The following is a 24,628-nucleotide window of genomic DNA, read 5'->3' as shown; positions in this document are numbered from 1 at the left end:
GAATGCCATCCTGCCGGCAGGAGGATGAGCCATGGCATCTATGAATGTGTCATTGCCGGACCTGATGCGCGAATGGGTTCAGACCCGGATCGACAGCGGCCAATATGCCAGCGTGAGCGATTATGTCCGGGATCTGATACGGCGGGATCAGGAGTTGGCGCGCCAGTTATCCGTCGAGGATATTCGGCGCTCCATCGCAGAAGGTCGGGCCGATGGGACAACGCGCCCTGCGGCGGCAGTTTTCGATCGTATCGAGGCCAAGCTGAAATCCATGGTGGGGTAGGGTGGGCTTCCCTTGCCGTTTCACACGCTTGGCGGAATCCGATCTCGAAGAGATAGCCCTCTTCATTGCGATGGACAGTCCTCGCGACGCTCTGGCTTTCGTGGCCGAGCTTCGGGCTCATTGTGAAATTATAGCTTTGCAGCCGGAAGCCTATGCATTGAGAGAGGAATATGGCGCGGGCGTGCGCATCACCGCCCATGGCCGCTACCTCATCTTCCATGCCGTGCGAGACGGCGCACTCGTCATCGAACGTGTGCTGCACGGCGCCAGGCACCTTTCGGCATTGAAGCTTTAGTCAGGATCACGGGCGATGCAGGTCGCTCCTGTCGCAAGGATGACTCGCCTTGGCGCAAAGCGCACTCTATAAAGGAACAAAGAGTGAACAATTGCTGTCATGAGCCAAAAACCTGCCCCTTTCGCCTTGTCGGACCTGCGGCGCAGCCTTGCCGAGGCGGCGTTGCGTGCCGCGCCGGCCGCGATCGGGCGCGTGACCTTCGGCACGCCGGCGCTGGACGAGCCCCTGGGTGGCGGCCTCGCGCGGGCGGCGCTGCATGAGGTCTATGCGCCCGCAACAGCCGATCTTGCCGCGGCGACGGGGTTTGCCGTCGGGCTGGCCATCCGGGCGGCGGGGCAGCGCCCGATCCTCTGGGTCAGGCAGGATTTCGTCGATGCCGAGACCGGGCGATTGCATGCACCGGGCTTGACCGAACTCGGCCTCGACCCGGCGCGCATTCTGCTGGTGCGCGCGCGCGATGCGGAAGGAGTGCTGCGGGCCGGAGCCGAGGCTGCGCGTTGCTCGGGACTGGGAGCCGTTCTGATCGAGCCATGGGGCGAGCCGCGCCTGCTCGATCTGACCGCGAGCCGGCGGTTGTCGCTGGCGACGGAGACGTCCGGCGTCACCACGCTGCTGCTGCGGGTGGCGGCCGCCCAGGCGCCGAGCGCCGCCCGGACCCGCTGGCTGGTGCGCCCCCTGCTTTCGCGGGGGCTGGAGGCCAACGCGCCGGGCGATCCGGCTTTCAACCTCAGGCTGCTGCGCCATCGCGGTGGCCTGAGCGAGCGTGAGTGGTGTGTGGAGTGGAACCGTGGCCGACAATCATTCGAGGAGAGAAGGCTTGATGCCGCGCCGCTATCTCGCCCTCTGGTTCCCCTTCCTGCCGATCGACCGGCTGCGCTGGGAGCGCCGGATTCCGGCTTGCGCCGGACGGGTTGAGCTGCCGGTGGTGGTGGTCGAGACACAGCAGAATGCGCTCAGGCTCGTCGATTGCGACCAGCGCGCGGTCGCGCTCGGGCTGACCCGTGGCCTGACCCTGGCCGATGCGCGCGCGCGCATCCCTGACCTTACCGTGATCGAGGCCGAGCCCGAAGCCGACCAGCGCTTCCTCGACCGCCTGGCCGCCTTCTGCGATCGCTTCACGCCGCTGGTCGCGCTCGATCCGCCTCACGGATTGATCCTCGACATCACCGGTTGCGCGCATCTTTTCGGAGGCGAGGCCGCGCTTCAGGACGCGATCGGCGCCAGGCTGCGGCAGATCGGGCTCTCCCTCCGAAGCGCCGTGGCTGGAACGCCGGATGCGGCACGCGCCATCTCCCGCTTCGGCCGGGGCGGCATCGTGCCGCCGGGCGCAGACGAGGCGACGGCGCGTCCGCTTCCGATTGCGGCGCTGGGCGTCACCTCCGAGACCGTGATCGCTTTGTCGCGGGCGGGGCTGAAGACCCTTGCCGACCTTGCCGATCGCCCATCCTCGGCCCTGTCCGCCCGCTTCGGCGAGGAGGAGGTGGCGACGCGGCTGCGGCGCACGCTTGGCCGCGAGGATAGGCGCATCACGCCATTGCGCCCGCCGCCCGATTGCGTGGTCGAGCGGCATTTCGCCGAACCCCTGCTCGATATGGGGGGGCTCGAGACGGTCGTGACGCGGCTGATCGCGGAAGCCGCGCGGGTGCTCGAATTGCGGGGAGAGGGCGGACGCGCCTTCGAGGTCAGCTTCTTTCGCACGGATGGCGCGGTCAGACGGCTGATGGTCGAGACCGGGCGCCCCTCGCGCGATGCAAAGGCAATTCTCAGGCTCTACCGTGAGCGGCTCGACACGGTGGCGGACCCGCTCGATCCCGGCTTCGGCTTCGATGCGGTCCGGCTCGCGGTCCCGGTCTGCGAGCCCCTGAACACCCACCAGCCCAGCCTGGACGGGCGTGCGGTCGAGGATGAGGCTGTGGCCGATCTGGTCGACCGGCTGGTCGCCCGTTTCGGTCGCGACCGGGTGCTGCGCTTCGTGGCGCAGGACAGCCACGATCCCCTTCGGGCGGCAAAGGCGATCTCCGCCGCTGCGAAACTGTCTTCGGGCACCGCCTGGCCGGCGCCTGCGCCGGACGAACCGCCGACGCGCCCGCTCCAGCTCTTCGAACCGCCGCAGCCTGTCGAGGCGATTGCCGAGGTTCCCGATGGTCCGCCGATCCGCTTTCGTTGGCGCCGCCTGCTCCACGATGTCGCTCGCGCCGAGGGGCCTGAACGTATCGCCCCGGAGTGGTGGCGCGATGGCTCGGGTGAGCCGATGCGCGACTATTACCGCGTCGAGGATGCGCAAGGACGCCGTTTCTGGCTCTTCCGGGTCGGCTTCTACGAGCCCGAATGCGAGCCGCCACGCTGGTTCCTGCACGGGCTCTTCGCATGAATCAGATTGCGAACATGTATGCGGAACTCGTTGCCGCCACGAATTTTTCCTTCCTGCGCGGTGCTTCGCCCGGTCCCAATCTGGTGATGACGGCGCTGCTGCTCGGGCATGGCGGCATCGGCATCGCCGATCGCAACACGGTTGCCGGCGTGGTGCGCGCCTGGAGCGCCTTGAGGCATCTGCGCGAGACGGGTTTGCCGGAACCGGAGAAAATCCGCGAGGGCGGCAGTCCCGGCGAATATATCTGGATCGAGAACCCGGCTTTCGCCGAATTGCCCTTCATTCCCGAGCAGATGCAGGCCATGGCGAAGGCCTTCAAGCTCGTCCTGGGCAGCCGGCTCGTCTTCGCCGACGGCACGCCCGACATCGTCGCCTATCCCGCCAACCGCGCCGGCTGGGGCCGGCTCTGCCGCCTGCTCAGCCGGGGTAATCTGAAGGAGGGGGTGAAAAAGGGCGATTGCATCCTGCATCTCGACGATCTCCTGAACGATGCGCGCGACCTCCTGCTGATCGTCATGCCGGGCCTGAACCATGACGGGTTGCCAGCCCTTCTGGCGCGTCTGGCCGAAGCTGCCCCCGGCGCCGTCTGGCTTGGAGCCTGCATGCATCGCAGGGGTGACGACCGCCGCCGCCTCGCGCGCCTGAAGGCGATCGCAGCCGCAACCCGCACGCCGCTGCTGGCAACCAATGACGTGCTCTATGACGCAATCGAGCAGCGCGACCTGCAGGATGTGCTGAGCTGCATTCGCGAGGGCGTCACCATCGAGCGGGCCGGGCGCCTGCTCGAAGCCAATGCCGAGCGCTATCTCAAGCCCTCAAAGGAGATGATGCGACTTTTTCGGGATGCGCCCGAGGCGATCGAGGAGACCAGCCATCTGCTCGGCCGCATCGATTTCGATCTCGACCAGCTGAAATACGAATATCCCGACGAGCCGGTCCCGCCGGGCTGGACGCCACAGGGCTGGTTGACCGAACTGGTCCATCGACGAGGTCGGATGCGCTACCCCCAGGGCGTGCCGGAGAAGGTCCAGGCCCTGCTGGCCCAGGAACTCGTCTTGATCGAGAAACTCGATTACGCGCGCTATTTCCTGACCATCCGCCAGATCGTCGAGTTTGCCGACAGCCGGGGCATCCTCTGCCAGGGCAGGGGCTCGGCCGCCAATTCCGCCGTCTGCTACGTGCTCGGCATCACGGCGGTCGACCCCAACGAGAACGATGTCCTCTTCGCCCGCTTCATCTCCGAGGAACGCCGCGAGCCGCCCGATATCGATGTCGATTTCGAGCATGAGCGGCGCGAGGAGGTGATCCAGTGGATCTACAAGACCTATGGCCGCGAGCGCGCCGGCATCGCCGCGACCGTGATCCGATACCGGCCGCGCAGCGCGATCCGCGATGTCGGCAAGGCGCTGGGCCTGACCGAGGACGTCACGGCAAGGCTTGCCAACACGCAATGGGGCAGCTGGGGCACGGAGATCGGGGCCAATCATGTCCGTCAGGCCGGGCTCGATCCGACAAACCCGACCATCCTTCGGGCCGTGGGCTTCGCCATCAGGCTGCTCGGTTTTCCGCGCCATCTCTCGCAGCATGTCGGCGGCTTCGTGCTGGCGCGCGGTCGCCTCGACGAGACGGTGCCGATCGGCAATGCCGCGATGGAGGACCGCACCTTCATCGAATGGGACAAGGACGACATCGACGCGCTGCAATTGATGAAGGTCGATGTGCTGGCGTTGGGCATGCTGACCTGCATCCAGAAGGCCTTCGATCTTCTGCGCGAGCACGAGAGCATCGACTGGGGCCTCGCCGACGTGCCCACGAAAGACGAAGCGACCTACGACATGCTCTGCGAGGGAAAGTCGCTCGGCGTCTTCCAGGTCGAGAGCCGGGCGCAGATGAACATGCTGCCGCGCCTCAAGCCGCGTGAGTTCTACGATCTGGTCATCCAGGTCGCGATCGTCAGGCCCGGCCCGATCCAGGGCAACATGGTCCACCCCTATCTGAAGCGGCGCGCGGGCGTAGAGGAGGTTGTATACCCTTCGCCGTCGCCCGCGCACGGGAAGGCCGACGAACTCGTTCCGGTTCTCAAGAAGACCTTCGGCGTGCCTCTCTTTCAGGAACAGGCGATGAAACTCGCCATGGTGGCGGCGAAATTCACCGACCCTGAGGCCAACCAGCTACGCCGCGCCATGGCGACCTTCCGCAATCTCGGCACCATCGGCCAGTTCGAGACGATGATGGTGGAGCGCATGGTCGCGCGCGGCTATGAGCGTGATTTCGCCCAGCGCTGTTTCGACCAGATCAAGGGGTTCGGCAGCTACGGCTTTCCCGAAAGCCACGCGGCCTCCTTCGCCAAGCTGGTCTACATCTCCTCCTATCTGAAGTGCCATCACCCGGCGATCTTTGCCTGCGCGCTGCTGAATTCGCAGCCGATGGGCTTCTACGCGCCCGCCCAGATCGTGAGGGAGGCGCAGGAAAATGGCGGCGTCGAGCCGAGGGCGATCGATGTGAACTTCAGCTTCTGGGACAATACGCTGGAGGTGGCGGCTTCAGTAACTCAGGAGCCGTGTTCGCCTTGCCGTCATCCCGGGCGAAGCGAAGCGCATGCCCGGGATCCATCGTCGAGTGCAACGCCCTTCGATGGATCCCGGGGCAAGCCCGGGATGACGGCGGAGAAAAAGCCAAGCCCCTTCGCCTTACGCCTGGGCCTGCGGCAGATCGACGGTTTCGCTGAGGATTGGGCCAAGCGTCTCTCTGACGCGCGAGGCGAAGGCTACACCGACATCGAGAGCCTCGCCCGTCGCGCCAATCTGCCCGCCCGCGCCATGCGCCTGCTGGCCGATGCCGATGCCTTTCGCTCGCTGGGGCTCGACCGTCGCGAGGCGCTGTGGGCGGTGCGTCGCCTTCCCGATGACGAGGCGCTTCCCTTGTTCGCGGCCGTTCAGGCCCGTGAACTGGGCGAGGAACCGGCGATGACTCTGCCTGCCATGCCGCTGCCGGAGCACATCGTCGCGGATTATCAGACCGTCCGGCTCTCCCTGAAGGGCCACCCCATGGGCATTCTGCGGCCGCTGTTCCGCAAGCAGGGCATCCTCAGCTGCGAGGAAACGGATGCCAAGCCGGATGCGAGCTGGGTGAGAACTGCGGGCGTGGTTCTGGTGCGCCAGCGTCCGGGCAATGGCAAAGCCATCTTCATCACGCTGGAGGACGAGACCGGCATCAGCAATGTCGTGCTCTGGGCCAGGCTGTTCGAGCGCTTTCGCCGCGAGGTCATGGGCGCGCGGCTTCTCCTCGTCGAAGGCCGGGTGCAGAAAAGCCCGGAAGGCGTCACGCATCTGATGGCGCAGCGCGTCTTCGATCGCTCGGCCGATCTCGACCGCCTGTCAGACACGCACCGCGCTACGATCGAACTGACGCGGGCCGACGAGTTCCTGCATCCGCAGCTGCCCCGTGGCCGCCACCCGCGTGACGTTCGGATTTTGCCGAAATCGCGCGATTTTCATTGAATGTCCCGCACTAACCCCGGCTGCGCGGTTTCCACGACGCGGCCGAGCCGCTATCAGCGATCACAGCCGCGCGGCCTGGCCGCGCCGACTCGTCCCGACGGAGCGAAGCATGGATCTCGGCCTTCACAACAAGCGCGCACTGGTGTTGGGCGCGAGCCGCGGCCTTGGCGCGGCCATCGCCCGGACATTGGCGAGCGAGGGGGCGTCGGTGATTGCGGCTGCCCGCAATGTCGCAGCGACGGACGCCTGGGTGGCCGAGTGTCCGGAGGATGTGCGGGCGCGCGTCTTCGCCGCGAGCCTCGATCTTGCCGATCTCTCTTCTGTCGATTCGCTTGTCGGCGTGCTCAAGGACGCCGGCGGCGTCGATATCCTGATCGGCAATTCCGGTGGCCCGCCGCCGGCCGAGGCTCGGGAGGCCGGGCGCGACGACTGGCTGAAGCATTTCGAGGCGATGGCTGCGAACCTCTTCCACCTCACGCAGGGCCTGTTGCCGGGCATGGTCGAGCGCGGTTTCGGCCGCATCATCACCATCGCATCGTCGGGCGTCGAACAACCGATCCCGCGCCTTGCCCTGTCCAACGGCATCCGCTCGGCCGTGATCGGCTGGTCGAAAACCCTGTCGGCGGAAGTCGCGGCGCAGGGCGTCACCGTCAACGTCGTATTGCCCGGGCGCATCCATACCGAACGCGTCGACCAGCTCGACAAGGCGGCGGCCGACCGCACCGGCACGACCCCGGAAGAAGCAGCCAAGGCGTCGCGAGCAACGATTCCCGCTGGCCGCTACGGCACGGCCCAGGAATTCGCCGATGTCGTGGCCTTCCTCGCCAGCGAGCGCGCCAGCTACGTCACCGGCGCAAAAATCCGCATCGATGGCGGCGCCACCCGAGGCATCTGACAGGCCGCGGTTGAACACTTCTCGCGCGACGTAGCGATAGGTCGAAACGGTTGTTCTACATTGGATGTGAAATAAGAAAAATCACGCTACCTGCCGTGAATTGATCCGATTTGCCGTTGGCTATACATAAAGCGTTCGATTTACCGAACGTTTTGCGTAGCTCAAGATCATGTCGACGCAACCTCGGGGCGCGGTGCCCCTGCATAGCCAGAGCGAGGCGAGCGCCAATGAGGCGCCCGCAGCCGCGCTGGTGCGGCGGGCGGCAGCACTGAACGACGCGTTCGGCAAGGCGGATGCTGCGGATCGTCTCAGCGGCATCGTGTCCAGCGCTGCCGGCAGGCTCGTCTTCACCACGAGCTTCGGGCTGGAAGACCAGGTCCTGACCCATCTCATCGCCGAGGCTGGGTTGCCGGTCGTCTTCGCCACGCTCGACACGGGCCGGCTCTTCCCGGAGGTCTACGCGCTCTGGGCGCAGACCGAGGCCCGCTACGGCATCAGGATCCAGCCCTTCTACCCGCGCCACGATGCGGTCGAGGGCTTTGTCCGCGACCATGGCATCAACGGCTTCTACGACACGCGCGAGGCTCGCAAAGCCTGCTGCGATATCCGCAAGGTCGAGCCGCTCGGCCGTGCCCTCAGCGGCGCCGATATCTGGATCACCGGCCTGCGTGCCGATCAATCGGCGGCGCGCGGCGGCGTAGTGCTGGCGGAGGCCGATGCGGGCAGGGGCCTGATCAAGGTCAGCCCGCTGCTCGACTGGTCGCGGGATCGCGCGCTCACCTTTGCGGAGGCACACCGCGTCCCTCTCAATCCCCTACACGGCCAGGGCTTCGTCTCGATCGGCTGCCAACCCTGCACGCGCGCCATCGAGCCCGGCGAGCCCGAGCGGGCCGGGCGCTGGTGGTGGGAGGATGACGCGGCCAAGGAATGCGGCCTCCATGTCGGGCCGGACGGAAAGCTGGTGCGGACGAAGTCCCAGCCCGCGCAGGTGCTTGCATGATCCAGCTCAGCCATCTCCAGAAGCTCGAAGCCGAAGCGATCTTCATCATCCGCGAGGTCGTGGCGACCTGCGACAAGCCGGTGCTGCTCTATTCGATCGGCAAGGACTCGGCCGTCCTGCTGCATCTCGCCATGAAGGCGTTCTATCCGGCCAGGCCGCCTTTTCCGCTGCTCCATGTCGATACGACCTGGAAGTTCCGCGAGATGATCGCCTTTCGCGACGAGACGGCGGTCCGGCTCGGGCTCGATCTGATCGTCCACATCAATCAGGAGGGCGTCAGGGCCGGCATTGGCCCCTTCGCCTCGGGTTCGCGTGTCCACACCGATGTGATGAAGACGCAAGGGCTGAAGCAGGCGCTCGACTTCCACAAGTTCGACGCGGCCTTCGGCGGCGCCCGCCGCGACGAGGAGAAGAGCCGAGCCAAGGAGCGGGTCTTCTCGCTACGCTCTCCCGAGCATCGCTGGGACCCGAAGAACCAGCGCCCTGAACCCTGGCAGCTGTTCAACACGCGCAAGCACAAGGGCGAGAGCTTCCGCGTGTTTCCGCTCTCGAACTGGACCGAGCGCGACGTCTGGGACTACATCGCGCTTGAGAACATCCCCGTCGTGCCGCTCTATTTTGCCGCCCCGCGTCCGGTCGTGAGGCGCGGCGACGCCTGGATCATGCGCGATGACGAGCGGATGGATCTGCTGCCCGACGAGACCGTCGAGACCCGCATGGTCCGGTTCCGGACGCTGGGCTGCTATCCACTGACCGGCGCGGTCGAGAGCGAAGCGACGAACCTCACCGACATCATCGCCGAGATGCGCTCGTCCCGATCGTCGGAACGCGAGGGCCGCGTCATCGACCATGACGGCGCCGGCTCGATGGAGCAGAAGAAGCAGGAAGGCTATTTCTGATGGGCCTCGCCGCCGCAAAGAAGAAACCGGTCAACCCGGCCCAGGGGCTGCTGCCTGCCAATGACGCATCCGGCCTCAGCGAGACCGGCCAGAATTCGCTGCTGCGCTTCATCACCTGCGGCTCGGTCGATGACGGCAAGTCGACGCTGATCGGCCGCATGCTCTACGAGGCCGGCGCCGTCTTCGACGACCAGCTGACCGCGCTCGACAGCGATTCCCGCAAATTCGGCACGCAGGGGTCGCAGCCCGATTTCGCGCTGCTGGTGGACGGCCTGTCGGCAGAGCGCGAACAGGGCATCACCATCGACGTCGCCTATCGCTATTTCGCGACCGACAAGCGCAGCTTCATCGTGGCCGACACGCCGGGCCACGAGCAGTATACCCGCAACATGGCGACGGGCGCCTCTACGGCCGATCTCGCCATCATCCTGATCGATGCGAGAAAGGGCCTGCTGCCGCAGACCAGGCGACATTCCTTCATCGTCTCGCTGGTCGGCGTGCGCCATGTCGTGGTCGCCATCAACAAGATGGACCTCGTCGGCTATGACGAGGCGGTGTTTACACGGATCGCCGACGACTATCGCGCGGCGACCAGGAGCCTGGGCTTCGCCTCCATCCAGTTCATCCCGGTCTCGGCCCGGGACGGCGAGAACGTCATGCGCCGCTCGGCCGCGATGGCCTGGTATGACGGGCCGGCCTTGCTGCCTTTGCTCGAAGCCGTGACGGTCGCGTCCGCCCAGCAGGAGGGCGACGGGTTCATCCTGCCTGTGCAATGCGTCAACCGGCCCGATCTCGACTTTCGCGGCTATGCGGGCGCCTCGATACGGGGCCGCGCGCGGGTTGGCGACGCCGTCATCGCCTTGCCCTCGGGGCGGACCAGCCGGATCGCGCGGCTGATCGGGGCGGTCGGCGAGACCAGCACGATCGCGGCCGGCCAGGCCGTCACGGTGACGCTGGAGGACGATATCGACATCTCGCGCGGCGATGTCATCGCCGCCGCCACCAGGCCTGTCCCGGTCAGCCGTACGGTGAAGGCGCGCCTGCTCTGGACCGGCGAGCGCGCTCTGCTGGAGGGCGGGCAGTTTCTCGTCAAACTCGCGACGCAGAGCGCCAATGCGACGCTGGAGACGCTGCATCACGCCATCGATATCGAGGGTTTCCGCGCTGTACCGGCGCAAAGCCTGCGCATGAACGGCATCGGGCTCGTGACGCTGCGGCTCGACAAGTCGCTGGTGTCGCTGCCCTATGCCGAGAGCCACGAGCTCGGCGGCTTCATCCTGATCGATCGCATCAGCAACGAGACGGTCGCTTTCGGTTTCGTCGAGGCAGGCGAGGGCGGTGCGAAGCGGTCGGACGGGATCGGCGAAAGCGGCCCGGCCGCGCAGCTCAGGCGAAATGTCATTCGCGTGGTCGGCCGGCGCGGCACCCCCGACCGACGCGCCTGGCTTACCGCCGTGAGCTGGCGCGTGCTCAGCACCATGGGCCTCTTCGCCGCAGCCTTCGCGTTGACGGGGCGGCTCGGCATTTCGGCCGTACTGGCGCTTGGTGACATTGCGTTGCGGCCGCTCCTGCGCAGCCTGCATGCGAGGCTCTGGCGAAAGGGGCCGGCTGCGGCGCTGCAGGATGGGGCGGGTATTTGAAGAGCGCCGGGCAGCCTTCTGCTGACCGGCGTTGAGCAGGCTATGCGGGTTACGCTGCCTGCGAGTAGGCGGTGCCGGCCGAATTCGTCGCGCCGAGCTGGGAGGTGCTGCCATAGGCTTGCGAGGCGCCCAACGAGGCTGTCGCGGGTAGAGCCGGCGGTGGGCCGCGCCTTTCAAGCGCCGCCTGGAAGGACTTCGTCTCGTCTTCCGTGATCGAGCCGTTTGAATCGGAATCGATCGCGTCGAAGAGCTTGCTCAGGAGGTCGCTCGACGTCTTCTGACCGGCGGACAGCGCCTTGAGGAACTCGTCCTTGGCTATGCTGCCATCGGCATTGGCGTCGAGCTGAGCAAAGATGTCTTTCTTGTCATCCTTGCTGTCGCCCGCCTTCGCTGTGCTGCCCGGCTGCAGCGAGAACAGGAACGCCTGCAGCTGTTGTTCGGCCTTGTCCGCCTTGGTTTTGTCCGCCTTGGTCTTGGCGGCGTCGAGTTCGGCTTTGGTGACCGATCCGTCGCCGTCGGAATCGATCGATTTGAAGCGCGCTTCGAGCTTGGCGCTGTCGGCCTCCTTGGGCGCACCGCTCTTGAACTCGTCAAGGCTGAGCGCGCCATTGCTGTCGCTGTCGAGCTTCTCGAAGCTCGGCGGTTTTCCGGGCGGAGGTGGGCGATGGCCACCGACGCCGCCGATGCTGGACATGAATGCATCTCCGATGCTGTTGATGCCGCCGATTGACGGCGACAGTCAGCATCAGGGTGAATCATTGGTAAACTGCTAAGCTCCCGTTTGGAAATTCCTACAGCCCTCATCCTGAGGAGCCATTTCGTCAGGAATGGCGTCTCGAAGGATGCTCCAGATGGTTCAGGAGCCTCCTGAATCATCCTTCGAGACGCCGCGTTCCGCGGCTCCTCAGGATGAGGGCTGAATTGTCAAACCGTCTCTAAGCTCCCGCGCAATTCACGCGGCATGGACGGCTCAGCCGGCGATCACGGCCGTCGCCTCGATCTCGACCAGCGCCTGCGGCTCGACCAGCGCCACGACCTGCACCACCGCCATTGCGGGAAAATGCCGGCCGAGCGTTTCGCGATAGATCGGCCCCATCTCCTTCAGGCTGGCGCGATAGTCCGCGATATCGGTGACGTACCAGGTCAGGCGCACGATATCCTCGACACGGCCGCCACCTGCCTCGACCACGGCCTTGATATTGATGAGGGTCTGCCGAAGCTGCGGCAGGAGCCCCTCCGCGAACACGCCGTTGGCATCCCAGCCGACGAGCCCGCCCGTCACCAGCACACGGCCTTCCGCGACCATGCCGTTGGCATAGCCCCGTGGCACGGGCCAGCCCTCGGGCAGAATGGCGCGGGAAGCAGGAGCATTCGACATGGTATCGCCTCGATTTCGGCCGTTCCGGCTCGTCGTTCGGGAAGAAATTCAGCTTTCGTCGCGCGCCATCTGGCGCAGGGCGAAACGTTGCAATTTGCCAGTCGCCGTTTTCGGCAGGGCATCGACGAAGGCGATGGCGCGCGGGTACTTATAGGGCGCCAGACCCGCCTTTACATGCTCCTGCAAGGCTTTCGCCAGGCCCGCATCGCCGGTCAGGCCGCTGCGCAGCACGATATAGGCCTTCACGATCTGGCCCCGGTCGGGGCAGGGCGCGCCGACGACGCCGCACTCCGCCACCGCCTCATGCGTCAACAGGCAGACCTCGACCTCCGGCCCGGCAATATTGTAGCCGGCCGAGATGATCATGTCGTCGGAGCGGGCCTGATACCAGAAATAGCCGTCCGAATCGCGCAGATAGGTGTCGCCGGTGACGTTCCAGCCGTCGAGCACATATCTGGCCTGGCGCGCGTCGGCGAGATAGCGGCAACCGGTCGGCCCGCGCACGGCCAGCCGTCCGGCTATGCCGTCGGCAACCTCGCGGCCCTCCTCGTCGACGATCTTGGCCTCGTAGCCGGGTACGGGGAGTCCGGTCGATCCCGGGCGGATCTTGTCGCGGGCGGCGCCGATGAAGATGTGCAGCATTTCGGTCGCGCCGATGCCGTCCATCAGGGGCAATCCCGTCTTTGCCTGCCAGGCGTCGAAGGTCGGCTTGGGCAAGGCCTCGCCGGCGGAGACGCAGATGCGCAGCGAGGATATGTCGCGCCCATCGAGCTTGTCGAGCATGGCGCGATAGGCGGTTGGCGCGGTGAAGCTGACGCTGGCCTTGTAGCGTTCGATCGCGTCGATCAGGTCGGGCGGGCCGGCCTTGTCCGGCAGGACCATCGCGGCCCCGATCCGCATCGGGAACAGCACGAGGCCGCCGAGCCCGAAGGTGAAGGCGAGCGGCGGCGAGCCGATGAAGCGATCGTCGGGCGAGGCCTTCAGCACGCGCGCGCCATAGGCATCGCAGATCGCCAGAAGGTCCTGATGGAAATGCATCGTGCCCTTCGGTTCCCCGGTGGTGCCCGAGGTGAAGCCGATCAGGCAGACATCGTCGCGGGAGGTGTCGGCGGCTGCGAAACTCTCATAATCGTCGCGCCGCATCAGCGCGTCGAGGCTGTCCTCGCCGTCGCCACCCCAGGTCACGATGCGCTTGAGTTCGGGCGCCTGTGCCTGCGCGGCGGCAAGGTCGGCGACGATCCGGTCGTCGCAGAGCGCCAGCGCGATCCTGGCCTTGCGGATCGGATAGACCAGCTCGCCCACCCGCAGCATCGGCATGGTCGCAACCGCGATGCCGCCCGCTTTCAGCACGGCGAGATAGGCGGCGACCATCATCGGCGTATTGGCGGCGCGCAGCAGCACGCGATTGCCGGCAGTGAGCCCGAGATCACGCACCAGCACGTTGGCGATGCGGTTCACCTTCTCGGCGAGGTCGGCATAGCTCCATTCCAGGCCGGGAGCGATAATGGCGGTGCGCGATCCGCGCCCCTCGGCGACATGGCGGTCGAGCAGTTCGGTGACGACATTGAGGCGGTCGGGATAGCTCAGGCCGGCCTCGGCGAGGCGCAGATCCGGCCATGTCTCGCGCGACGGCAGGTTTTCGCGCGCGAAGCCGTCGACATGTCCCGATCGCAAAAATTCGGCCGCCATCGTCAGCCCCTCATCCTGTCGGAATTCTGCTTATCGGCATGGGATTTCAACAGGTCGCGCGCGATCACGACCTTCTGCACCTCGGTCGCGCCCTCATAAATGCGCAGCGCCCGGATCTCGCGGTAGAGCTCCTCGACCTTGACGCCCCTGGTCACGCCGAGCCCGCCATGGATCTGCACGGCGCGGTCGATGACGCGCTGGGCGTTCTCCGTCGCGACCATCTTGGCAAGTGCCGCCTCGCGCGTGACCCGGGCCGCGCCCTGATCCTTGGTCCAGGCGGCGCGGTACACCAGTAAAGCGGCAGCATCGACCTCGGCCGCGCTGTCGGCGATCGCGGCCTGGCTGAGCTGAAGATCTCCCAGCGTGCCGCCGAAGAGCTTGCGGCTGTTGGCGTGCGAAACGGTCTCGTGCAGCGCGCGCCTTGCGAAGCCCAGCGCCGCGGCTCCGACCGTCGACCGGAAGATGTCGAGCGTCGCCATCGCCACCTTGAAGCCGTCGCCGGGGCCGCCGATGCGGTTTGTCACGGGGACGCGGCAGGCCTCGAAGCGCAAGGTGGCGAGCGGATGGGGCGCGATCACATCGATCCGCTCCGTGATGCTCAGGCCGGGCGTATCGGCCTCGACCAGGAAGGCCGACAGGCCGCGCGCGCCCGGCGCCTCGCCCGTCCGGGCGAAGACGACATAATGGTCGGCGATGCCGCCATTCGAGATCCAGCTCTTCTCGCCGTCGATCCGGACATGATCGTCGCCGTCTGGCACCGCGGTCGTCGCCATGGCCGCAACGTCGGAGCCGGCCTCCTTTTCCGACAGCGCGAAGGCGGCGATATGCGTGCCCGCGCAAATGCCGGGCAGGATGCGCGCCTTCATGGCCTCGGACCCGGCAAGCGTGATCGAGCCCGTTCCCAAACCCTGCATCGCAAAGGCGAAATCCGCCAGCCCGTCGCGTGCCGCGAGGATTTCGCGGGCGAGGCACAGCGTGCGCACGTCGAAGGTCTTGCCGAGCCCGCCATAGGCGGCCGGCACGACCGCCTTCAGGAAACCGGCCTGTCCCAGCGCCGCGACCCGCGCCCGGCAGGCGGCATCGACATCGTCATGTGGCAGGTCAGGCAGATAGGCATCGGCCCAGGCGGAGAGCTCGGCGGCGAAAGCGCGGTGGCGCTCCTCGAAGAAGGGCCAGGACAGCGTGTCGCCGAGCAGTCCGTCACCAACAAAACGATCGCCGGGCGCGCTCATCTCAATTGCCCTCGAAGACCGGCTGCTTCTTCGCCGCGAAGGCGCGGTAGGCGCGGGCGAAATCCTCGGTCTGCATGCATAGGGCCTGAGCCACCGCTTCCGCCTCGATCGCGCTCTCGACCGACATCGCCCATTCCATTTCCAGCATGCGCTTCGTCATGGCGTTGGCGAAGGTCGGCCCGTTCGCAAGCTCCGAGGCCAGCGTCTGGGCCTCGCCGATCAGCGCGTCCTTCGCGACAAGGCGGTTCAGGAAGCCCCAGCGCTCGGCCTCCTCGCCGCGCAGGACGCGGCCGGTATAGAGCAGCTCGGCGGCACGGCCCTGGCCGATGATGCGCGGCAGCATCGCGCAGGCGCCCATGTCGCAGCCGGCGAGCCCGACACGGTTGAACAGGAAGGCGATCTTGCTCTCCGCCGTTCCCAGCCGGATGTCGGAGGCCATCGCCACGATCGCGCCGGCGCCAGCGCAGATACCGTCGATCGCTGCGATGACCGGCTGCGGGCAGGCGCGGATCGCCTTGACCAGCTCGCCGGTCATGCGGGTGAACTTCAGCAGCTCCTTGGTCTCCATCGCGACCAGCGGCCCGATGATCTCGAAGACGTCGCCGCCCGACGAGAAATTGCCGCCGGCGCCGGTGACGACGATCGCCGCGATCGCCTCATCCTTCTGTGCCGCGAGGAAGAAATCCGTGAGTTCGCGGTAGCTTGCGAAGGTCAGCGGATTCTTTTTCTCAGGCCGGTTCAGCGTCACGGTCGCGACCTTGTCGCTGACTTCGAGCTGGAAATGGTTCGGCTTGAACGTCGCCAAAGGCAGGGTCGTGGTGTTGGCGAAGCTCATCATTTCTCTCCCTTGGGCGTCTCGCTGGCACGCTGCGCGATCGCGCGATGCAGCGAGGTCTTGGTCTGTCCGAGCAGGCGGAAGAGCTGCACGATCTCCGGCTGCTCAAGCCCGGCGAAGAGCTCGGCGATCCAGCCTTCATGCCGTTCCGCCATCGCCCGGAAGGCCTTGCGGCCCTGCGCCGTCAGCGTCAGCACCTGCACGCGCCGGTCCTGCGCGGCCGCGCGCTTGTCGACCAGCCCGTCGGCAAGCAGGCCGGCGACCACGGCGGTGACATTGCCGTTCGACACCATCAGCCGTTGCGAGACCTCGCCGACCGTCATGCCGGTCGTCGATTTCTCAAGCTGGGCCATCAGGTCGAAGCGCGGCAGTGTCGTCTTGAACTCCTCGCGCAGGCGGTTGCGGATCTCGGTCTCGATCAATGTCGAGCAGGTCAGCATCCTCAACCAGAGCCGCAACTCGTCCTTATGATCGCCGGGACGCTCGCTCGCCTTGGTCTCGCGGTCGAGGATGAGGCTGTGGGAGGGCGCTTCCATCTCAGAACTCCCCGCCATTGATCAGCATCGACTGGCCCGTGACGGACGCGCTGCCGGGGCCGCAGAGATAGAGGATGGCGGCGGCGACTTCATCGGGGGCGATCAGGCGCCCTTGCGGGTTTGCCTTGACCATTTCGGCAAGCGCTTGCTCGCGAGACACGCCGGTCTTGGCGGTGATGGTGTCGAGACCCGCAGCGACCATGTCGGTATCCGCATAGCCCGGGCAGACGGCATTGACCGTGACGCCCGCCCGCGCCGTCTCCAGCGCCAGCGAACGGACGAGCCCGATCACGGCGTGCTTGGCGGCGGCATAGGCCGAAACATAGGCATAGCCGCGATGACCTGCCGTCGAGGCGATGGCGATCAGCCGGCCGTGGCCGCGCTCCAGCATGCCCGGCAGCACGGCATGGAAGGCGTTGACGGTGCCGATGAGGTTGATCTCGCTCATGCGCCGGAAACGTTCGGCATTGCTGCGCGTGAAAGGGCCGGTCTCGACCGCTCCGGCATTGGCGACGACGATGTCAAAGGGCTGGGCCTCGGCGAGTTCGGCGACGCTGGCTGCGACCGCGGCCTCGTCCCGCACGTCGCAGATCGCGAAGGCGTCGGCGGCTTCGGTCGCAACGGCGTCCTGCAGCACGGTGGCATCGCGGCCGATGATGCTGACGCGCGCGCCTTGCATCTTCAGGGCCGTTGCGATGGCGCGGCCGATGCCGCGTCCGCCGCCGGTCACCAGCGCGTGTCGTCCTGCCAAGGTCATGCCGAGCAGCCTCCCGATCTCGTCAATATATTTTAGGTCTAAAGCAATTTGCAAGCGGCATCATGAGGCCGGATGCGATATCGGTTCCGCGCAAGTTTATCACTGTTGTGCGGCAAAAAACGTTTTCGGTGAGGTCAGGATCGGCTCCGGGCAAGGGGTCTGGAAACTGCCTCTTGAGATAAAATTATTTCAGACCTAAAATAATTTTCGACCGATCGTTCCCATCGGCTTCGGGAGAGCTCAGATGCGCATCGCAGTGGTTGGCGGCGGTCCCGCCGGACTTTATTTCGCGCTGCTGATGAAGCGCGACTGGCCAGCGCTCGACGTCACCGTTCTCGAGCGCAATCAGCCCGACGACACCTTCGGCTTCGGCGTGGTCTTTTCCGATCAGACGCTCGACATCTTCAAGGCCGCCGACGCTGCAAGCTATGCCGCGATCCGCGACAATTTCGCATATTGGGATGATGTCGAGGTCCATTTCAAGGACAGCGTCCATCGCGTCTCGGGAAACGGCTTTTGCGGCTGTTCGCGCCGCTCGCTGCTGATGCTCGTGCAGGCGAGGGCGCGCGAACTCGGCGTAACCCTCCGTTTCGGCGAGGAGGCGGCCGATATCGAGGCGTTGAAGCGCGACTACGATCTCGTCGTCGCGGCCGATGGCATCAACAGCCGCATCCGCGAGGGCTGGCGCGATCGTTTCCAGCCGGAGGTCGATCTGCGCCCCAATATGTTCACCTGGATGGGCTCGACCCGGCCCTTCGACGCTTTCACCTTTTTCTTCAAGCAGACCGAGCACGGCCTCTTCATCGCCCATTGCTACCAATACGAGGCGGGTCGTTCGACCTGGGTGCTGGAGACCGATCCGGAGACCTTTGCGCGCGCCGGCCTCGACACGATGGATGAGGCGGCCTCCGCCACCTTCCTCGAAGGCATTTTCGCCGACGAGTTGCAGGGCCACAAGCTCATCACCAACCGCTCGCTCTGGCGCAATTTTCCGATGATCCGCTGCCGCAGCTGGGTCAGCGAAAACGTCGTGCTGATCGGCGACGCCAAGGCGACGGCGCATTTCTCGATCGGCTCGGGCACCAAGCTCGCGATGGAGGACGCGATCGGCCTGCACAGGGCCTTCCACAAGGCTGGGCTCAAGGTCCCCGAGGCGCTCGCTCTGTACGAGCGTACGCGCCGCGAGGAGGTCGAGAAGACGCAACATGCGGCCGATGTCTCGCTGGTCTGGTTCGAGCAGCTGCGTCGCTTCTGGGATTTCGACCCGCTGCGCTTCGCCTTCGGCCTGATGACCCGCTCCAAGGCGATCACCTATGACAATCTGGCATTGCGCGCGCCCGACTTCGTCGCGGGCGTCGACAGGCTGGTTGCCCAGGAACTCGGCCCGCTGGCCCGCACCCGCAAGGACGGTTCGGCCGTCCCGCCGGCCTTCCAGCCCTTCAGGATGCGCGAAATGCAGGTGGAGAACCGCATGGTGCTCTCGCCCATGTGCCAGTATTCGGCCGATGAGGGCATGCCCAACGATTGGCACCTGATGCATTATGGCTCCCGGGCCATCGGCGGCCCGGGGCTGATCTTCACCGAGATGGTCTGCGTGGCGGCAGATGCGCGCATCACGCCGGGCTGCGCCGGGCTCTATACGGACGAGCAGGAGGCCGCCTGGGCGCGCATCGTCGCCTTCGTTCATGCGAGCTCGGCAGCAAAAATCTGCCTCCAGCTCGGTCATGCCGGCCGCAAGGGCGCGACCAAGCTGATGTGGGAGGGCATGGACCAGCCGCTGGAGCAGGGTGCCTGGCCGATCATCTCCGCCTCGTCCTTGCCCTACTACCCCGAGAGCCAGCTTCCGCGCGCCATGTCCCGCGCCGACATGGACCGCGTGCGCGACGAATTCGTCGCGGCGGCCGAGCGCGGCGAGCGCGCCGGCTTCGACATGCTGGAGCTGCACTGCGCCCATGGCTACCTGCTGGCGAGCTTCCTCTCGCCGCTGACCAATCTGCGCAGCGATGCCTATGGTGGCTCGATCGAGAACCGCTTGCGCTATCCCCTTGAGGTTTTCCGGGCGCTCCGGGAGAACTGGCCGCGCGAAAAGCCGATGTCGGTGCGCATCTCCGCGACCGACTGGAAGGCGGGCGGCCTGACGCCGGAGGATTCCGTCGCGATCGCGTCAGCTTTTGCGAGTGAAGGCTGCGATCTGGTCGATGTCTCGACGGGACAGACCGTCAATGACAGCCGGCCGATCTATGGCCGCATGTTCCAGACGCCGTTCTCGGACCAGATCCGCAACGAGGCCGGAATTGCGACCATGTGCGTCGGCAACATCACCACGGCCGATCAGGTCAACACCATCGTGGCATCCGGCCGCGCCGATCTCGTCGCGCTTGGCCGGCCTCATCTGGCGGATCCATCATTCGTGCTGCGTGCGGCCGCGTGGTATGGCGTCGATATCGCCCAGCCCGTCCAGTACCAGCCCGGCAAGGACCAGCTCATGCGCAACACGCCGCGCGAGCGCGACGATCTTCAGGAGCTGAAGCTGAAGGCAAAGCCAAGCCGGCACGCACCGGCCTCCTGAGCGGAACGGCGTGCTCGGGGGAACCACGGAGCATGCGTCGCCGTTCCCTTCTGATGCCCGTTTCGGGGCGTTGGGAGATCGATATGTTTCGTTCCGTTCGTTGGGCCGTTCAGGCCACTGCCTTGACCTTTGCGCTGTCGCAAGGCGCGATGGCGCAGACGACACCGGCCGCACCGCAGACGCCCCCCTCGACCGGCCAGCAAACTCCTGGCACGGGCCCGACCACCACGCATCCCGGTCAGGTCGACAAGGGGCAGAACAATATCCTGCCCTCCGCGGGACAATCCGCCCCGTCCGCCGCCCCGACGATGGTCTATGATTGCAAGGCGAAGCCGGAGGATTGCACGGTTCCCGCAACGCCGGGCGACAAGGCCGGCGCGTCGCGCACCAACCCGATCAAGCCCTGACAGGTATCCGAATCTCGATCGATATTGCATTGGTGCAATCAATAGATTGCCGGCGTGAATCTGGCGCGGCAAAAAATCAATGCTATCTCGGGAGCATCGGCGGCTCCAGAGAGCGGCCTGTCCAGACGAGGGTCACATGAAACTCACCGGCATCCACCATGTCACCGCCATTTCCGCCGACGCTCCCGGCAACCGGCGCTTCTATGCCGAGGTGCTCGGCATGCGGCTGGTCAAGAAGACCGTCAATCAGGACGACACCTCGGCCTATCATCTGTTTTATGCCGATGGCGCCGGCTCTCCCGGTTCCGATCTGACGTTCTTCGATTGGCCGGCTGCGCCTGCGCGCCGTGGCACCCATTCGATCAGCCGCACCTCGCTGCGCGTGGCAAACGAGGCCTCGCTGGAGTGGTGGCGCGAGCGCTTGACCAAGGGCGGCATCACGGTTTCGCCGATCCGTGCGATCAATGGCCGCTCGGCCGTCGATTTCGAGGACCCGGAAGGCCAGCGCCTGACGCTGATCGCCGATGGCGGCGATATCCCCTTCGTCGTCTGGGAGAAGAGCCCGGTTCCCGCCGAGCATCAGATCCGCGGTCTCGGGCCCGTCACCATCTCGGTGCCGAAGCTCGACCGTACCGAAGTCGTACTGACCCAGTTGCTCGGCCTGGAGCGCATTTCGAGCTATCGCGATGCGGACCACGCCACTGGCGAGATCCATGTCTTCAAGATCGGGGAGGGTGGCCCGGCCGCTGAACTCCACGTCGCGGTCGAACCTGATCTGGCTCAGGCCCGCGAAGGCGCGGGCGGCGTCCACCATCTGGCGCTGCGCACGCCGAGCTTCGCGGATTACGACGCCTGGGCCGAAAAGCTGAAGGCAGCCGGCTATCCCAATAGCGGCAAGGTCGATCGCTTCTACTTCCGCTCGCTCTACCTGCGCGAGCCGAACGGCATCCTGATCGAGATCGCGACGGACGAGCCCGGCTTCTCAGCAGACGAGCCCGCCGAGACGATGGGCGAGAAGCTTGCCTTGCCGCCCTTCCTGGAGCCCAGGCGCGCCCAGATCGAGGCGGGATTGAAGCCGCTCTAAGCATCGGCCCGAAAAGTGGAATGCGGTTTTCGGGAAAAGCCGATGCAAAACCAAAGAGCTGGATCATCGGCCCGAAAAGTGGAATGCGGATTTCGGGAAAAGCCGATGATCCAAAGCACTACGAACGGCTCGCTCAGGCGAGCCGTTCACGTTTGAGGCGGATGCCGGCGGCGTCGCGGTCGAATGTATCGACCGTTACGCCCTCGCTGCGCAGGACATGCTTCTGGAGCTTGCCGCTGGCCGTCTTGGGCAGGTCCGCGACCACTCTGACGAAGCGTGGCACCATGTAGTGCGGGACCCGCCCGGCAAGGAAGGCGGTCAATTCGGCGGGATCGATCATGCCGCCCGCGACAGGCGTGACCACGGCCAGAACCTCATCCTCGCTGTCGGCGCTCGGGACCGCGACGGCAACCGCCTCGCGCACGTGGGGATGGGCCAGGATTTCGCTTTCCAGTGCGAAGGAGGAGATGTTTTCGCCGCGCCGGCGGATCACATCCTTGATCCGGTCGACGAAGAAAAAGCGGCCATCGGGAGCCTGCCGGAAGGCATCGCCGGTGTGGAACCAGCCATTGCGCATGGCGGCAAGCGTCGCCTCGGGATTCTTGTAGTAGCCCTTCATCAGGGCCCAGGGCCGGTTGGCGCGCACCAGCAATTCGCCGACTTCGCCACGCGGCCGCTCACGGTCCTCGCTATCGGCGACCTTGACCTCGAACCAGGGTCTCGGCGTGCCCGCAAGACCCGGCTCCGCAATGCCGGGGCCAGCGCTCAGCGGGCTGGCGATCTCGGTCATGTTGTAGACGGTATGGAGCGCGACGCCGAACCTGTCCCGGAAAGTGGCGGCATCTTCGCCAAAGGGCACGATGAAGGCCTTCTGCAAGGGATGTTCGCGGTCACGAGGATCGGGCGGTTGCTTCAGCAGGAAGGTCGCCATGACACCCAGCAGCAGCACGACGGTCGAGCCGGTGTCGCGGATGGCGTCCCAGAAATCAGTCGTGCGGAACTCGCGCACCATCCCGATCGAGCCGCCGCAGGCCAGCATCGCATAGACGTAGAGCGTCGAGCCGCAATGGAAGATCGGCCCGCAGATCATGCAGCAATCATCGGGGCCGATGCAGTCGAACGCGTCCGGCCCCATCGTGTAGAGCTGGACATAGGATGACAGCACGCCCTTGGCGTTCCCGGTCGTGCCGGAGGTGTACATGATCGCCTGCGTGTCCCAGGGCTCGATCGGTTGATCGAGCGCAAGGGCCGTATCCGGCACGGATGCTGGATCTTCGAGCGCGGCCATTTCGAGGCCTTCGACGGCCGAGTGCTCGGTATCCCCGGCCTCGCCGACCAGCAGCACGCGCCGGACCTTTCCGGGCTTCACCTCGGCCAATCGCGGGACAAGAGCGCGATGGGCGATCATCAAGGCTGCGTCCGCATCATCGAGGACGTATTCGAGCGGCCGCCCGCGAGCGGCCGTGTTCAAGGGCACATACACAGCCCCGAGATAGTTGATCGCGAACCAGCTGAGCAGCAGATCGGGGCCGTTGCCCATCCAGCACAGCACATGGTCGCCCTGCCGCACGCCCGCCGCGGCCAGCGCAGCCGCCCGCAGACGCACGCGATGCAGCGTTTCCGCATAGGTCCATGTCGAGCCGGGCCAGAACTGGACAAAGCGGCGCTCAGGGACAGTCGCTGCCTGACGTTCGAGCATGTAGCGCAGCACACATGTCGCAGGCTCCGGAACTTGCGCCGGGTTCCTGTCTTGGCTATTCGACGCCATCCACTGCTCCCTGCCGCGTCGCGCTCCTGTCCTAGGCAGGCATGGTCAAGCGACGTCTGACACGAGCCTGCGGCATGGCCACCTCCGGCGTCAACCGATCTCGCAGAGACAAGCGATGTTGCGGTGCGTCTCAAATTATTTTGGAAAAAACACAGCACTTCATTCACCGGCAATTAACCACGCAAGCCTCCTATGGAGGCAAGTGAAGTTGCTGAGTTTCCTGCACTGACGGTCGGTTTTGTGCGTCACGCGCTCATTCGATGAGCGCGCGTGCGCGCCGTGTTGGCGCCTCCGATTGCCCGGGCAGGACGTGTGTTGCGTAAGAGCGTCTCGAGAGCGTCGCGAATGATAGACCGGCCCCGTACGTCATCCGTTTTCGTCCCTCGCTCACGCCGTCGCGGACGCCGGATATCGTTCTTCCCCTTTGCGCTCGTTGCAATCGCCGCAGCCGGCCTCGGCCTGCTGGCTATCAGCTGGCAGCCTGAGACGACGCCCGTCGCCTTGCCCGCGGGCAAGAGCGAGCCAGCTGCTCCGGTGCAAGTCGCGGTCGCTCGTCCCGCAAAGCTCTACAACCCGATCCTGGATCCGGGCTTCGCTTTGGGGCCTGCACCGGTACCGCTGGGGCAGAATGCGCCCCTCGACGCGCGGTTTCAGTCAATCCAGCCCCAGCCTGCCGCTACTGCCTTTCCTGCCGCTCCCGCCGCTCGCCCTGTCGAGACAGCTGCGCTGGCGGAGCCGAAAGTCTCGCAGCCTGATCCGGCCGGCATCGCGCCGTCACTGCCGCTGCCCAAGCTCGTCGAGGGCGTAACCCTGCCGGCGCCGCGACCGTCCGATCTGCGGGCGCCCGTGGAGCCGCAGCCGCCGCGTCTGGCCGAGCGGCCGAGCATGAGGCGCAGCAAGGCGGCCGTGGCACTGGCCACGCCGGCCGATGGTCGCTCGTTCTTCGAAAAACTCTTCGGCGCGACGCCATCGACCGGGACTGCGCTCGCTTATGCGGCGCCGGAGGATGATGTCGTGGACAGGGGGCGCGGCAGAAGGCTCAGCCCCACGCTCCCGTCCGGCCCGGTTTCGGCGCAGGGGACCGCCGTCTACGATATCTCCGCCCGCACCGTCTACATGCCCAATGGCGAGAGGCTGGAGGCCCATTCCGGGCTCGGCGACAAGCTGGACGATCCACGCTTCGCCCATGTCCGGATGAAGGGCGTGACGCCGCCCCATACCTACACCCTGACCGAACGTGAGGCCCTGTTCCATGGGGTGCGGGCACTGCGCCTGAACCCGGTCGGCGGCAGCGGCGCGATCCATGGCCGCGCCGGCCTGCTGGCTCACACCTATCTCCTCGGACCGAACGGCGATTCGAACGGCTGCGTGTCCTTCAAGGACTACGACAAGTTCCTGCAGGCCTATCTCAGAGGCGAGGTGAAGCGCCTCGTCGTCGTGGCCAGCGCAAGCTGACCGCGACGAAAGCAGCGATCATCCCTTCGCGGCAG

21 protein-coding genes are annotated in these 24,628 nt (G+C 66.0%); 13 read left to right on the top strand and 8 right to left on the bottom strand.

Annotated elements, in window-relative coordinates; genetic code table 11:
• Window positions 1–40 precede the first annotated feature (40 nt).
• The 9 genes from C4S73_RS24050 (at window position 41) to C4S73_RS24010 (ending at window position 10,883) form a co-directional block, all read left to right on the top strand.
• Complete coding sequence (locus C4S73_RS24050; protein ID WP_200828089.1) at window positions 41–283, top strand: type II toxin-antitoxin system ParD family antitoxin; 243 nt, start codon at window positions 41–43, stop codon at window positions 281–283.
• A gap of 28 nt (window positions 284–311) precedes the next feature.
• Window positions 312–578, top strand: a complete 267-nt coding sequence (locus C4S73_RS24045) for a type II toxin-antitoxin system RelE/ParE family toxin (protein WP_244595754.1) — start codon at window positions 312–314, stop codon at window positions 576–578.
• A 99-nt stretch (window positions 579–677) separates the two neighbouring features.
• Window positions 678–1,493 carry an ImuA family protein gene (locus C4S73_RS24040; RefSeq protein WP_146071481.1) on the top strand — a complete coding sequence of 272 codons (816 nt, stop codon included), beginning with the start codon at window positions 678–680 and terminating at the stop codon, window positions 1,491–1,493.
• Complete coding sequence (locus tag C4S73_RS24035) at window positions 1,399–2,949, top strand: Y-family DNA polymerase (RefSeq protein WP_103875113.1); 1,551 nt, start codon at window positions 1,399–1,401, stop codon at window positions 2,947–2,949. Before C4S73_RS24040 ends, C4S73_RS24035 begins: the two co-directional genes overlap by 95 nt.
• Window positions 2,946–6,449, top strand: coding sequence for an error-prone DNA polymerase (locus C4S73_RS24030; protein WP_200828088.1), 3,504 nt, complete (start codon window positions 2,946–2,948; stop codon window positions 6,447–6,449). Before C4S73_RS24035 ends, C4S73_RS24030 begins: the two co-directional genes overlap by 4 nt.
• Before the next feature lie 109 nt (window positions 6,450–6,558).
• On the top strand, window positions 6,559–7,344 hold the full coding sequence (locus C4S73_RS24025) for an SDR family oxidoreductase (protein ID WP_103875112.1): 786 nt from the start codon (window positions 6,559–6,561) through the stop codon (window positions 7,342–7,344).
• Between the two features lie 169 nt (window positions 7,345–7,513).
• On the top strand, window positions 7,514–8,344 hold the full coding sequence (locus C4S73_RS24020; protein WP_103875111.1) for a phosphoadenylyl-sulfate reductase: 831 nt from the start codon (window positions 7,514–7,516) through the stop codon (window positions 8,342–8,344).
• Window positions 8,341–9,243, top strand: a complete 903-nt coding sequence (cysD, locus tag C4S73_RS24015) for a sulfate adenylyltransferase subunit CysD (RefSeq protein WP_103875110.1) — start codon at window positions 8,341–8,343, stop codon at window positions 9,241–9,243. The genes C4S73_RS24020 and cysD overlap by 4 nt, the downstream gene beginning before the upstream one ends.
• A complete protein-coding gene (locus C4S73_RS24010) occupies window positions 9,243–10,883 on the top strand; it encodes a GTP-binding protein (protein WP_103875109.1) in 1,641 nt (546 codons plus the stop codon). Before cysD ends, C4S73_RS24010 begins: the two co-directional genes overlap by 1 nt.
• Window positions 10,884–10,932: 49 nt before the next feature.
• Here C4S73_RS24010 and C4S73_RS24005 read toward each other — a convergent pair whose 3' ends face one another.
• The 7 genes from C4S73_RS24005 to C4S73_RS23975 all read right to left on the bottom strand — a co-directional run bounded on the left by C4S73_RS24005 (window position 10,933) and on the right by C4S73_RS23975 (window position 17,310).
• A complete protein-coding gene (locus C4S73_RS24005; protein WP_103875108.1) occupies window positions 10,933–11,577 on the bottom strand; it encodes an EF-hand domain-containing protein in 645 nt (214 codons plus the stop codon).
• A gap of 276 nt (window positions 11,578–11,853) precedes the next feature.
• On the bottom strand, window positions 11,854–12,261 hold the full coding sequence (locus C4S73_RS24000) for a RidA family protein (RefSeq protein WP_103875107.1): 408 nt from the start codon (window positions 12,259–12,261) through the stop codon (window positions 11,854–11,856).
• A gap of 48 nt (window positions 12,262–12,309) precedes the next feature.
• Window positions 12,310–13,950: a benzoate-CoA ligase family protein gene (locus C4S73_RS23995; RefSeq protein ID WP_103875106.1), complete on the bottom strand. Its 1,641-nt coding sequence runs from the start codon at window positions 13,948–13,950 to the stop codon at window positions 12,310–12,312.
• 2 nt (window positions 13,951–13,952) lie between these two features.
• Complete coding sequence (locus tag C4S73_RS23990; RefSeq protein WP_103875105.1) at window positions 13,953–15,182, bottom strand: acyl-CoA dehydrogenase family protein; 1,230 nt, start codon at window positions 15,180–15,182, stop codon at window positions 13,953–13,955.
• Window position 15,183: 1 nt separating this feature from the next.
• Window positions 15,184–16,020 (bottom strand): enoyl-CoA hydratase family protein, encoded by an 837-nt coding sequence (locus C4S73_RS23985; RefSeq protein ID WP_103875104.1) that lies wholly within the window; start codon window positions 16,018–16,020, stop codon window positions 15,184–15,186.
• Window positions 16,017–16,553 (bottom strand): MarR family winged helix-turn-helix transcriptional regulator, encoded by a 537-nt coding sequence (locus C4S73_RS23980; protein ID WP_103875103.1) that lies wholly within the window; start codon window positions 16,551–16,553, stop codon window positions 16,017–16,019. Before C4S73_RS23980 ends, C4S73_RS23985 begins: the two co-directional genes overlap by 4 nt.
• Window position 16,554: 1 nt before the next feature.
• Window positions 16,555–17,310 (bottom strand): SDR family NAD(P)-dependent oxidoreductase, encoded by a 756-nt coding sequence (locus C4S73_RS23975; RefSeq protein WP_103875102.1) that lies wholly within the window; start codon window positions 17,308–17,310, stop codon window positions 16,555–16,557.
• A gap of 244 nt (window positions 17,311–17,554) precedes the next feature.
• Between C4S73_RS23975 and C4S73_RS23970 the strand changes: the two genes are divergently transcribed.
• The 3 genes from C4S73_RS23970 to C4S73_RS23960 all read left to right on the top strand — a co-directional run bounded on the left by C4S73_RS23970 (window position 17,555) and on the right by C4S73_RS23960 (window position 21,370).
• Window positions 17,555–19,879 (top strand): bifunctional salicylyl-CoA 5-hydroxylase/oxidoreductase, encoded by a 2,325-nt coding sequence (locus tag C4S73_RS23970; RefSeq protein WP_103875101.1) that lies wholly within the window; start codon window positions 17,555–17,557, stop codon window positions 19,877–19,879.
• A gap of 83 nt (window positions 19,880–19,962) precedes the next feature.
• Window positions 19,963–20,286, top strand: coding sequence for a hypothetical protein (locus tag C4S73_RS23965; protein ID WP_146071480.1), 324 nt, complete (start codon window positions 19,963–19,965; stop codon window positions 20,284–20,286).
• Window positions 20,287–20,422: 136 nt separating this feature from the next.
• On the top strand, window positions 20,423–21,370 hold the full coding sequence (locus C4S73_RS23960) for a ring-cleaving dioxygenase (RefSeq protein ID WP_103875099.1): 948 nt from the start codon (window positions 20,423–20,425) through the stop codon (window positions 21,368–21,370).
• Window positions 21,371–21,503: 133 nt separating this feature from the next.
• Here C4S73_RS23960 and C4S73_RS23955 read toward each other — a convergent pair whose 3' ends face one another.
• Entirely contained in the window at window positions 21,504–23,138 is a 1,635-nt protein-coding gene (locus tag C4S73_RS23955; RefSeq protein WP_103875098.1) for an AMP-binding protein, read from the bottom strand.
• Window positions 23,139–23,483: 345 nt separating this feature from the next.
• Here C4S73_RS23955 and C4S73_RS23950 point away from each other — a divergent pair, with 345 nt between their 5' ends.
• A complete protein-coding gene (locus C4S73_RS23950) occupies window positions 23,484–24,593 on the top strand; it encodes a tlde1 domain-containing protein (RefSeq protein ID WP_103875097.1) in 1,110 nt (369 codons plus the stop codon).
• Window positions 24,594–24,628 lie beyond the last annotated feature (35 nt).

The sequence above is a fragment of the Allobosea lathyri genome, from assembly GCF_900108245.1.
In the GTDB taxonomy this organism is placed as follows: Bacteria; Pseudomonadota; Alphaproteobacteria; order Rhizobiales; family Beijerinckiaceae; genus Allobosea; species Allobosea lathyri.
Note: the sequence above shows the minus strand (reverse complement) of the source record. Positions and strands in the feature narration are given on the sequence as shown.

Coding starts and splice junctions, on each gene's coding strand:
- C4S73_RS23995 (WP_103875106.1), bottom strand. CDS start 13,950: ATGGCGGCCGAATTTTTGCGATCGGGACATGTCGACGGCTTCGCGCGC.
- C4S73_RS23965 (WP_146071480.1), top strand. CDS start 19,963: ATGTTTCGTTCCGTTCGTTGGGCCGTTCAGGCCACTGCCTTGACCTTT.
- C4S73_RS23950 (WP_103875097.1), top strand. CDS start 23,484: ATGATAGACCGGCCCCGTACGTCATCCGTTTTCGTCCCTCGCTCACGC.
- C4S73_RS23990 (WP_103875105.1), bottom strand. CDS start 15,182: ATGAGCGCGCCCGGCGATCGTTTTGTTGGTGACGGACTGCTCGGCGAC.
- C4S73_RS23975 (WP_103875102.1), bottom strand. CDS start 17,310: ATGACCTTGGCAGGACGACACGCGCTGGTGACCGGCGGCGGACGCGGC.
- C4S73_RS24010 (WP_103875109.1), top strand. CDS start 9,243: ATGGGCCTCGCCGCCGCAAAGAAGAAACCGGTCAACCCGGCCCAGGGG.
- C4S73_RS24035 (WP_103875113.1), top strand. CDS start 1,399: ATGCCGCGCCGCTATCTCGCCCTCTGGTTCCCCTTCCTGCCGATCGAC.
- C4S73_RS23985 (WP_103875104.1), bottom strand. CDS start 16,020: ATGATGAGCTTCGCCAACACCACGACCCTGCCTTTGGCGACGTTCAAG.
- C4S73_RS23970 (WP_103875101.1), top strand. CDS start 17,555: ATGCGCATCGCAGTGGTTGGCGGCGGTCCCGCCGGACTTTATTTCGCG.
- C4S73_RS24020 (WP_103875111.1), top strand. CDS start 7,514: ATGTCGACGCAACCTCGGGGCGCGGTGCCCCTGCATAGCCAGAGCGAG.
- C4S73_RS24050 (WP_200828089.1), top strand. CDS start 41: ATGAATGTGTCATTGCCGGACCTGATGCGCGAATGGGTTCAGACCCGG.
- C4S73_RS23980 (WP_103875103.1), bottom strand. CDS start 16,553: ATGGAAGCGCCCTCCCACAGCCTCATCCTCGACCGCGAGACCAAGGCG.
- C4S73_RS24000 (WP_103875107.1), bottom strand. CDS start 12,261: ATGTCGAATGCTCCTGCTTCCCGCGCCATTCTGCCCGAGGGCTGGCCC.
- C4S73_RS24030 (WP_200828088.1), top strand. CDS start 2,946: ATGAATCAGATTGCGAACATGTATGCGGAACTCGTTGCCGCCACGAAT.
- cysD (WP_103875110.1), top strand. CDS start 8,341: ATGATCCAGCTCAGCCATCTCCAGAAGCTCGAAGCCGAAGCGATCTTC.
- C4S73_RS24025 (WP_103875112.1), top strand. CDS start 6,559: ATGGATCTCGGCCTTCACAACAAGCGCGCACTGGTGTTGGGCGCGAGC.
- C4S73_RS23960 (WP_103875099.1), top strand. CDS start 20,423: ATGAAACTCACCGGCATCCACCATGTCACCGCCATTTCCGCCGACGCT.
- C4S73_RS24005 (WP_103875108.1), bottom strand. CDS start 11,577: ATGTCCAGCATCGGCGGCGTCGGTGGCCATCGCCCACCTCCGCCCGGA.
- C4S73_RS24040 (WP_146071481.1), top strand. CDS start 678: ATGAGCCAAAAACCTGCCCCTTTCGCCTTGTCGGACCTGCGGCGCAGC.
- C4S73_RS23955 (WP_103875098.1), bottom strand. CDS start 23,138: ATGGCGTCGAATAGCCAAGACAGGAACCCGGCGCAAGTTCCGGAGCCT.